General features: G+C 30.2%; 11 protein-coding genes. 4 read left to right on the top strand and 7 right to left on the bottom strand.

All coding sequences use genetic code 11. The annotated features are described in order from the left end of the window. The first annotated feature begins 119 nt into the window (after window positions 1-119). Window positions 120-2,546, top strand: a complete 2,427-nt coding sequence (locus HNR33_RS13460) for a WG repeat-containing protein (protein WP_429084203.1) — start codon at window positions 120-122, stop codon at window positions 2,544-2,546. A gap of 126 nt (window positions 2,547-2,672) precedes the next feature. Here HNR33_RS13460 and HNR33_RS13455 read toward each other — a convergent pair whose 3' ends face one another. From HNR33_RS13455 to HNR33_RS13440, 4 genes are all read right to left on the bottom strand, one after another. Continuing rightward, window positions 2,673-2,885, bottom strand: coding sequence for a hypothetical protein (locus HNR33_RS13455; RefSeq protein ID WP_429084200.1), 213 nt, complete (start codon window positions 2,883-2,885; stop codon window positions 2,673-2,675). Window positions 2,886-2,952: 67 nt separating this feature from the next. Continuing rightward, window positions 2,953-3,099 carry a hypothetical protein gene (locus HNR33_RS13450; protein ID WP_429084198.1) on the bottom strand — a complete coding sequence of 49 codons (147 nt, stop codon included), beginning with the start codon at window positions 3,097-3,099 and terminating at the stop codon, window positions 2,953-2,955. Window positions 3,100-3,165: 66 nt separating this feature from the next. Next, window positions 3,166-3,666 (bottom strand): hypothetical protein, encoded by a 501-nt coding sequence (locus HNR33_RS13445; RefSeq protein ID WP_429084195.1) that lies wholly within the window; start codon window positions 3,664-3,666, stop codon window positions 3,166-3,168. A gap of 605 nt (window positions 3,667-4,271) precedes the next feature. Next, complete coding sequence (locus HNR33_RS13440) at window positions 4,272-4,478, bottom strand: DUF6366 family protein (RefSeq protein ID WP_429084192.1); 207 nt, start codon at window positions 4,476-4,478, stop codon at window positions 4,272-4,274. 467 nt (window positions 4,479-4,945) lie between these two features. On the opposite strand from HNR33_RS13440, the gene HNR33_RS13435 reads away from it, so the two are divergent. Then, window positions 4,946-5,110, top strand: a complete 165-nt coding sequence (locus HNR33_RS13435) for a hypothetical protein (protein ID WP_429084189.1) — start codon at window positions 4,946-4,948, stop codon at window positions 5,108-5,110. 204 nt (window positions 5,111-5,314) lie between these two features. Here HNR33_RS13435 and HNR33_RS13430 read toward each other — a convergent pair whose 3' ends face one another. From HNR33_RS13430 to HNR33_RS13420, 3 genes are read right to left on the bottom strand one after another with little or no spacing between them, the layout of a single operon-like run. Beyond that, window positions 5,315-5,590, bottom strand: coding sequence for an IS3 family transposase (locus HNR33_RS13430; protein ID WP_429084187.1), 276 nt, complete (start codon window positions 5,588-5,590; stop codon window positions 5,315-5,317). Beyond that, window positions 5,502-6,149: a DUF2812 domain-containing protein gene (locus tag HNR33_RS13425; protein WP_429084184.1), complete on the bottom strand. Its 648-nt coding sequence runs from the start codon at window positions 6,147-6,149 to the stop codon at window positions 5,502-5,504. The genes HNR33_RS13430 and HNR33_RS13425 overlap by 89 nt, the downstream gene beginning before the upstream one ends. 15 nt (window positions 6,150-6,164) lie before the next feature. Then, window positions 6,165-6,476 (bottom strand): PadR family transcriptional regulator, encoded by a 312-nt coding sequence (locus HNR33_RS13420; protein WP_429084181.1) that lies wholly within the window; start codon window positions 6,474-6,476, stop codon window positions 6,165-6,167. 438 nt (window positions 6,477-6,914) lie between these two features. On the opposite strand from HNR33_RS13420, the gene HNR33_RS13415 reads away from it, so the two are divergent. After that, on the top strand, window positions 6,915-7,679 hold the full coding sequence (locus HNR33_RS13415; RefSeq protein ID WP_429084178.1) for a dienelactone hydrolase family protein: 765 nt from the start codon (window positions 6,915-6,917) through the stop codon (window positions 7,677-7,679). Window positions 7,680-8,505: 826 nt separating this feature from the next. Beyond that, window positions 8,506-9,693, top strand: a complete 1,188-nt coding sequence (locus HNR33_RS13410) for a hypothetical protein (protein WP_429084176.1) — start codon at window positions 8,506-8,508, stop codon at window positions 9,691-9,693. Window positions 9,694-9,779: the final 86 nt, after the last annotated feature.

Raw genomic sequence — 9,779 nt, 5'->3', positions numbered from 1 at the left:
ATTCAATTTTACCATAATCAGGTGAGGAGTTATATATTTTTATGCAAGAAAAAACCCCGTAATTATACGGGTTGTGGCGTTTCGCAAACGTCTATTTAATTTATAGAGGGAGGATATTTGTGAAAAAAATATTTTATATGTTTGTTGTAACTATATCATTACTTCTAATACTGACATCAAATGTTATGGCAGAGGATGTTATAGGTGATATATCAAAAGAGGTTCTTGATTACATTAATCGCATTGACGGTGTTTATGAGGTTAAACCAATACTAGGGTTTAATTACGATTTAGAGGATTCTGGCAAACCAGGCTATAAAATAATAAAAAGAGGTATAAAAAATAATCCAGATTCTTCTTATTTTGATGAGCACAAATTGGGATTAATGAATTCACAAATGGAACTAATATTCAAGCCAGAATATAATAAAATAATGTGGTTTGATGATATTACAGCAGTTGGCGAAAGAACAAAAGATAATGTGAAAGAGTATGTGGATATGACTGGAAATGTTCTCTTTACATTACCTTTAGATTATCACGCCAGCGTAAGCGGTAATAATTTTCTAGTGGTATTGCCAGGTAAGCCTGCATGGGATGGGAGCTGGGATACAGTCCATGAGTATATTGTCCTTGATTGGAATGGAAATAAATTATATTCGTTAGGTGAATATTTCTCTCTCTATCAAACCAGAGATATAAATGGCAACATTATTTATTGTGCAGATAAATACATAGGAAACCGAAAAAGTAAAGAGGGATTCATTGATCAGTTTGGAGAGACAATTATCCCCTTTGCCTACGATTATATTACTTATCACAGCGATAGTTCATCTTTAGATACTGAATACTTTAAAAATGGGTTGGCAATTGCTAATAACAATATGAAGTATGGCTGTATTAATTCCTCAGGAGAAACAGTCATCCCCTTTAACTATGTTGATATAGAGATGTGGAATGGATACGTTATTGTAAATTTAAAGGGTACATTTGGAGTGTTGGATAATAAGGGCAACGTTGTTATTCCCTTTGAATATGATATGATTACCGATAATAAGGGGCATTTGTTATTAAAGAAAAATGACAAATATGGATTAACAGACGCAAATGGAAAAATAGTATTGAAAGCAGAATATGACCATATTGATTCATTTGAAAACGGATTTGCTAGATTTTCTTTAGGCAGAAAATATGGATTTGTTAATGAACAGAGCGAGATAGCTATACCATTGGAGTATGAGTATCCTGATGACGTTGGGTTGACCAGCTCTATATTTTCCTTTGAACTGGAGGGTATAGCTTTAGTATCTAAAAATAATAAATATGGCTTTATTGATAAGTCAGGCAAGGTCATCAGTGAACCCATATGGGATAAAGCAGATAATCTATTCATTAATAATTACACAAAAATACATTTAGGTGATAAAGTTGGCTATATGCATAGAAATGGAACCATTATTACCCCTAAATGGGATTGGGGCAATAATTTTCATGAAGGGTTGGCTTTAGTAGAATTAGAAGGAAAAACAGGATATATTGATGAAACAGGAAAGTTAGTGCTCTCTACAGATACCATTACAGAAGAGCTTATAGAGAATTCTATTAATCCTAAAGGTAAAAAAAGATTTAATACAGATTTTTGGAACGGTTATGCGATTCTAAAGGCAAATGGTAAATGTTACTTTGTTAATAAAAAAGGTGAGATCATCTTTAATGAGGGATATGATATTTTGTATAATTTTGAGGAAGAGGGTTATGCAAAAGCTTATAATGGTCCAACACATTATGAATTCACATTTTTTTGGACAGATACTAAGCAAGCAAACGATTTTATGGAAAAATGGTTAGACAAATATTCCGGAGAAGCAATTCCTGAAATTAATTATAATAGTGACGGCGGCGAAATGTACATGCTTGATGAGACTGGTAATATATTGTTGTCTTATCCAAGGGAGCTGTCTTTCATGTATTCCGATGATCCGTTAGATTTTGATAAGGATTATCATATACAGGAAATACATATTAGAGGACTAGGCGGACCAGCGACCATTTGGGTGGAAATGATAAGGAAAACCGATATGGAGATTTCTTCTAATAAGAAGCAGATGAAAATAGAAGGGACTCCATATGACAACCTAACAGGAGCAGAATTTGATTTGGTACCAATTAAATATACAACAAATCACTATGATATTACAAATAATCAGGACATTATACTGCCTCCATATAGTGTTATCTTAGTAACTACGGACACACTTTTCAATCTATCTGAAAGTAAATTAAATAAAAATATTTATTTAAAGGGCGATATACTTGCAGTAAATAATTCAGATAAGGAAAAAGTGGTAAAAAAGGGAAGTATAAAGTATGGTCCATATTTATATTTTAAAAATGAGAACGAACAATCAGAGGTAAGACTTTTTGTACGGCTAGCAATTTTAAAAGATAACTTCAATGAAGAAGAATTATCATCTATTAGAGTTACTAATGATAAGGTTTTAGGTGATGGAGGCTGGCTTTTACCGAAATTTTTTGAAAATAAATAGATAAAATATTCATTTGATTCTTTTATTCAATGTCTTGATATTACTGATATCTGCGACCTTTACCGCCTCATCTCTTAGGGTCGCAGATGTTATGTGATTTTTACGAAAAATTACTCTTTTTAAAATTTAATTGATTGGTCTATTACTTATAACTTCATCAATATCCCTTTTCTCTCCTTCAGGTACAATAACAGGAACTATTAACATCAATCCATCAACATATTGGATTTTTCTATGGAGGATTCCTCTAGTGAGATATCCACCAAAGGACATTGCTGCAATTGCAAAATTCTCATTAGGAATAACTTTATCTATAAAAATAAGTATAGTATCTAACATATCATCGTAATTTTTTATAGCTTTAATATTTCTTGTCTGTTCAACTTCAGGATGATATATATATTCTTTACCAGCCTGGGTTATCTCTAAATATCGGCTCCATCTGGTCTATCATTATTTTCATATCAGGATAATAACCATTCAGCATTAGAATAGGCTTACCTGACCCCTTTATCACATAATTAACTATAACTTTGTTTACAATACATTCCATATAACTTTACTCCCAAGTTAAAGTCTCTAAAGAACTGCTCTGATCAGTACTTCTAGCTTTAGATGCTCATATTATAACTAATTTTTGTAGCTGTACAATAATAATCCCTACTATCCATAAGTACAATACAATAAATTTTAATGTTGTAACCCATGAGCAAAAGTCAGCAAGTATTGTACTTTGATTAGGATACATATTTAATAAAATAATTAGAAGCGTATTTTCTATTATATCAAATATAGCACGGGATATAGCAAACCCTAAAATCATGTGTCTAAAAACATTATTAGGAGTTACCTTAAGAGTAATCGCTATCATGACAATGAGAAAGCAAACAATAAAGCAAAAATCAAGTAATAAATAATTTCTATATGCTTTCATTCCTTCTATACCAATTTTCTCAAAGGTATTATATAATATTTCACTATTATATCGGAATCTCATGTCAAGAAGTCTAAATTTTGGATCATATTTTTGTATACCAGGAATTCCGTGATTTGTGCGGTACATCACAAATAGACAAATAAAGAACCCTATTGTACCGAATATTATAATACTAATGTTCAATACATACACCCCCAAATAAATAAAATCTTAGTCATCCATAATAAACTAGTATCTAGTACCACCTAACGTTTTTGGATTAATGATGTCTTTAAGCTAGACCCACAGAGATTTTCTTCGTATGTAGTGCTGCGCACCCAGTGGAGGAATGTGCTTTGGCTGTCTTCTCAAGCCAAAGCGAGCTTGAGTGCTTTGTTATACAATACATTTTTAGAACTATCGAAATAGTTTTAATTTTCTCATGTAATCAATAGCCTTGGTTTTATTCTTTTTCTTAAAAACATATTCAGATTAAGTTATTTATTCAACTAAATTATAATTTAAGACATAAAATCATAATGATAGTCCACGCACTCTCCATAATAAATCCCCATCATTATTTTTATTTGCTATCTTATTCTTTAGCAACTTAGTGATTTCCACTAACGTCCAGGAATTGCCGAAATCCATGAACCTTAGATAGTTCTTATCTTAGGTTGTGGAATATGCGGAGCGAACATGAATACTTTGCTACAGGATGGATAGTACACACTAGACACCGCTCCAGTTTCTTAGACCTATATAAATGTTATGAATGATAAATAATCTAATAATGAATATAGCCTAACTTAAGAATAATATCGAGAAAGAAAAAATAATATTCCAATAATAATAACTATAATGATAATCTTAGTAAGGCATCCTCCTTTTGTTAACTCATTTAAGTTCCCCATTGTTGAATGGTTTATTGAATCTGAAAAATTAATCATTGGATGTTTTTTATATTCTTCCATTTTGCGTTTTTCTTGTTTATCCTGTTTATCTCTTATATTCATAGATTCCACCTCTTATTATTTAGTAAGTTATAGCATATTTTTCTACAAATGTGAAGAGAAGATATCACTAATCGCTAACAAATTTGCGCAGCTTCCCAAGTATTGCACTATCTGTACTCAAACTTTTGAATCTCCGACATTGATAGTGTCGGTAAATCTACTTTTTTGGAATAAAATACGAAACTAGTGTCGTGAATTTCTTCCTATAGTTACAATAATTATATATTGTATCACAAAATGGAATAATGTGGGGCAAATTGGTCATTAATTTTAAACACATGTTAATTACTAAATGACAACATATTTATTATTGATTTCATTTGGCAATATAAAACTTTTATACTCATTTTATTGTTCTTGTGATTTTCAATATATAATTTCTAAAGAAATGTAGGTTAATAGAGTATTTTAAGAAACATAATAAAATATCTGGTGCAGAAATTATTCTTTTGGAGAAGTTTGGACGAGTGGAAGACGTAACTTTTAGTAGATTATATGGAATACAAAAAGATAATAAAATTACTAATTACTACATAGAAGGAGTATTACATCTTACTAGCACTAATATAGCAGATAAATTTCAACTTAATGAAACGAAAGAAATGGAAGTGGAAAGTATTTATAGTAAATAGAAGTATATGACTAGATAAGGAAAATGTATAAGTAAGATTTGAACTTTTTAAATCCCAAATATATCCATGATTTATATTTAGAACCCCAATATATTGCACTCAATCATAACCACCCGTTTTGAATTGTACCCCAAATGCTAGACAAAAAAATCTAATGTTTGGATGAAACTGTTAACAAAAACTAGACAAAGAACTTAGTAAGTTTTACGAATTCACCTCCTCAAACTTGGTAGGGGAAAGATACCCATGAGAGGAATATATTTTCTTAGTGTTATAGTATAATTCAATATATTTAAATACTTCTTGCTGAGCTTGTTCAGGTGCTTCAAAGTTGGCATCCTGAATAAGCTCTCTCTTTATTATTTTATAAAATGATTTTGTTAGTGCGTTATCATATGGATGATATGTTCTTCTTATAGTAGACAGTTCCAGATTTGTTTTTTTGATAGTGTCTTTCTGCTTTGACGGCAAAAACAGCATATAAAATAATTAGAATAGGGAAAAAGAACCAAGTAAATCCTCTCATTATTGCAAAAGGTGTTTCAAAAAAGAATGCTCGCCAAAAATATACGCCTGTCTTTTCCCATAGTCCTGGTGTATAATATAATAATTTTGGATTCAGTAGTGCCGAAATATCAATAGTTTTTGTTGTAACCAACGCAATAAAAATTGGAATATAGGATATTGTTATTGAGAACCACATATTCGATAACTTTTTATATCTTGCTGCCTTAGAAGAAACGTCAGAAAAAATATCATTATCGCCACTTGCATCTATTTTTTTAAAATATTGTTTACCAGATGATTTTGTGCCAGCAATATGTTCCCAACCACTATCTCTAAATAACGTAATATAATCTTCAAAATCATCATTTGTTTTAAAGCTGCGATAATCTATTTTTATAATAGCATCATTCGGAATAGCTTTACAAAACTCATATTCAAAAGATTTTCTACTTAACTCCCATCCTTGTTTTGCCATTTCACTTAGCCATTTTTCTTCTTTTTCAAAATCAATATAAAATTTAAATTTTTTCATATTAACACCTCTACTTTATTTCATACTATTTTCAGTAACTTTAATCATATGTTTCATTCTTTCAAAATCTAGAAGTAATATTTTTTCCCCTTCATCTGTAATAGCATAGACCTTACGTCTACTGTCATTACTTTTAACAGGTTCAATAAATTTTAACTCTAATAAGTTTTGAATAGCTCCATATAAAGTTCCTGCAGCCATTCTTACCTCTCCCATGCTTAATTCTTCAACTTTTTGCATAATTAAATATCCATGTGCAGGTTCAAGTAATGCTAAGAGAATGTAATAAACAGTTTCAGTAAGTGGTAAATTTTTATTTCTTCTCATCTAATTCTTTAACTCCTTTCTATATAGCAACACTATACAGTCACACTATACAGCATTATTATATACAGCTTAACTATATATGTCAACACTAAAAAAGCCATATAACAAAAACTTTATATAGCTAATATAACTATTTACTACTTTATATTTTCATATATAATAGAAACAAGGGGGAGGTATTTGATATAAAAAAAGTGTGTGTGCTCATTATAACATACTTTGGATAGAAATAATGAGAGTAATCAAAATAACATAAATGAAGAGTTGTAAGAAAAGTGAAATCAAGAGCGTATTCTAATATGGATTATTTGAAGAAGACACAGATATCATGCAAAAAATTGTTTATATTACAAAAGCTTTTCATCCATCAGAGAATTGCAAAGTAAGTTGGCTTGAAAAAGCATAAATTTTGAATAAAGATATAAGGAGATGTTACATATGGAATGGTCAATATTTCAACAGGAGAATTCATTCGTGACGATTACAGAAGAAAAAGTGGATGATATTCCATATCTAAGGTTCACTCCAAAAGGATATACTGGAGTACTACCAACTGTTATTTTTTACCATGGCTGGCATTCAAGTAAAGATTTTAAAAGATTTGAAGCAATATCAATAGCAAGTTTTGGCTATCAAGTGATTGTACCTGATGCATTGTATCATGGTGAAAGAGGGGCAATAGACTATGATAAACCAGGCAATACAGAAAAATATATATGGGAAATAATATTTAAAAGCATTCGAGAATCAGATGTACTTATTAAGCATACAATAGAAAAACATAATGCTGATCCAAGACGAATAGGTGTAATAGGAAGTTCGATGGGAGCAATCACAGCTGGAGGAATTTTTATTAAACATACTGACTTAAAATGTTTATCTGGATTCAATGGAGCCTTTGCATGGCAAGAAGCCGTAAGAATGAATAGTTTACCACCAAGTGAGCTTTATAAAGATGAAATAGAGTTATATGATCCAATGATGAATGACGAAAAAATAAAAGAGAGAGCTGTTTCAATATTCCACGGAGTAGAAGATACATCTGTTCCAATTGAAATACAGAGAAGATTTGCTGATAGAATGCGACCACTTTATAGGAATAGCCAAGATAAGTTACAGCTAACAGAGTTTAACAACATTAACCATAGGATTACGACAAGTATGTTAGCTAACTTGATTACATGGCTAAAATCATATCTTTAGTATTAGGATGAGATCAAGGTTTTTTGTGGTATTTAGCTAGTATTATAATGATTCAGTAAAAATACCATATGATGTGGTTAAAGATACACTAGATAATTTCAATAAGCTACTAGAAATTACTGTTCCAGAAGATAAAAAAACTCTACTGCAATAGTGAAATTACGGTAATTTTCACCCTAGGTCATACCCCAGGGCACATTTGCCTGTATCTTAAACATAAAATCATTAAAAAAGCTTATAAAATATGATATAGAAACAGTAAAAGAGAAATAGAAGCTGAATGACAGGAGCATTTTATTAAGTTTATAAACAATTTAGGCAGAGGCTATAAGGAGGAAATTGGTAAATCACTTAATCAGATTGATTATGAGGAGATTAAGCTTTATCAGATAATATTTACTCTTTTTAGAGCTTTGTGCGTTAATGAGCAAAATTCCTGCTTTCTAATTGTTTCCCCTATATATCAATTTTCTGATATCTTCTTAAGTTAACGACGGGGGATAGATTTTTCGTTCCTAAAATATCATATTTACAAAATCGCTTAAGGACGTTGTGTCTATCCCTTGTCCTTGTTAACAACCTCAGTAACTAAGTTATTATTCTTATTATAAAAATGATACAAAGAAGTCGTCAAGCTGTATTCAAAAAATGAATCTTTTGGCATATAACAAGCTAGATGTTATTATTGGCTGAGGTAATATTTCCTTGGCCTTTGTTTTTAAAAAATTGAACTTTCACATAAAATCCCACAATTCTATCAAATTATTACCGTATTTTCTTTTTATAATGTAAATGAAAACAAAACAAACTTAGGAGGGAATTTTAGATGAGCAGAAAACTGGAAATCAAAATCATTATTATGTTGTTATGCACTGCAATGCTACTGCCTACCATTAGCTTTGCAGATGATAACGAAAAGACAAATGGTAAGTATATTTCTATACATACTGGAAGTAGAGAACAGGAAAACTATGATTTTAGTGATCCACTTGAATCAGATAAATATCTTTTACTTCTCGCTGAGATTTATACTCCAGATAAGCTTCAAGAGTGGGAGAACGTCATAGCTGAAAAAAATGAATTTAAAACTGAAATGAAAGTAACATGGTTTGAAAATGAAAAATATAAAGAAAGGAAAATCATTTCAGATGTTATATTTGATGTAATTCGTGAAAAGGAAGAAAAAGGCGAATTATCAAATGAAGAGGCAGATAAAGAGTATGATATATTATTTCGATTTAGTGATGGTTACAGCTTTAATGATGAAGAGAATTTCGATGAATATGAACTTATGGAAGCATTTGACTTAGAAGATAGTAAAGCTGTAATTGATAATCTAAATAAAGGGCTAAACATGTATAAAATTGAGAATAGTGAGCATTCCTTAATTAGAAAGAAATTTAACGATATATTGACTAATCCCTATTATTCAAAAGATAACAAGTATTTTGATGAAAAAAAATATAATGAACAAGTTCAACATTATACTAGACTCAGAAATACAAAGAAGATTTATGATGAAGACCTATTGAATATAGTTCAATTGCATACTCCTGAAAAAATAGAAGAATGGAAGAAAGTAATTGAAGATCATAGAAAAAGATCAAACCAAGTTATAAAAAAGGAATTAAATAGAAACAAAGAAATCCAAGAAAAATTATTGGTAATAAGAAATTCCTCAAAAGAAGGTAAAATGCAATCAGAAGATTTCATCAAAGAGCTAAGAAATCTAGTTAAATCAACATACATATATAACTGGTATAAAGATCAAATGGAAGAAGCAAGAAAAATACCTGGAGAATTTCAGTCAGTAGTAGGACCTATAAAGGTTTGGGTTGAACAAAAAGCAGAATTTGATAAAACATGGGATAAGTATATAGAAGTTGTGCTAAAAGCCGAGAAAGCACTAGAAAGTAATTGTGAAGATGATATCAAAGAGTTACTCAATGAGCTATTGAAGCAACGACAGGAATTACAGAAAAATGATTATTTCATAAATTATACTATTCAATAATTGATGAGGAAACTAGAATTAATGGCAATGTATTGAAAGGATGCATTGCTTTTAATTATAATATAATCAGATTGATATATTTGATA

Source organism: Brassicibacter mesophilus, from assembly GCF_050433385.1.
GTDB lineage: Bacteria > Bacillota > Clostridia > Tissierellales > Proteiniboraceae > Brassicibacter > Brassicibacter mesophilus.
Note: the sequence above shows the minus strand (reverse complement) of the source record. Positions and strands in the feature narration are given on the sequence as shown.

What these genes read in the sequence shown, in the direction of transcription:
- HNR33_RS13430 (WP_429084187.1), bottom strand. Translation starts at nt 5,590, where the DNA reads ATGCTGTTTTTGCCGTCAAAGCAGAAAGACACTATCAAAAAAACAAAT.
- HNR33_RS13440 (WP_429084192.1), bottom strand. Translation starts at nt 4,478, where the DNA reads ATGAATATAAGAGATAAACAGGATAAACAAGAAAAACGCAAAATGGAA.
- HNR33_RS13425 (WP_429084184.1), bottom strand. Translation starts at nt 6,149, where the DNA reads ATGAAAAAATTTAAATTTTATATTGATTTTGAAAAAGAAGAAAAATGG.
- HNR33_RS13415 (WP_429084178.1), top strand. Translation starts at nt 6,915, where the DNA reads ATGGAATGGTCAATATTTCAACAGGAGAATTCATTCGTGACGATTACA.
- HNR33_RS13410 (WP_429084176.1), top strand. Translation starts at nt 8,506, where the DNA reads ATGAGCAGAAAACTGGAAATCAAAATCATTATTATGTTGTTATGCACT.
- HNR33_RS13455 (WP_429084200.1), bottom strand. Translation starts at nt 2,885, where the DNA reads ATGTTAGATACTATACTTATTTTTATAGATAAAGTTATTCCTAATGAG.
- HNR33_RS13420 (WP_429084181.1), bottom strand. Translation starts at nt 6,476, where the DNA reads ATGAGAAGAAATAAAAATTTACCACTTACTGAAACTGTTTATTACATT.
- HNR33_RS13450 (WP_429084198.1), bottom strand. Translation starts at nt 3,099, where the DNA reads ATGGAATGTATTGTAAACAAAGTTATAGTTAATTATGTGATAAAGGGG.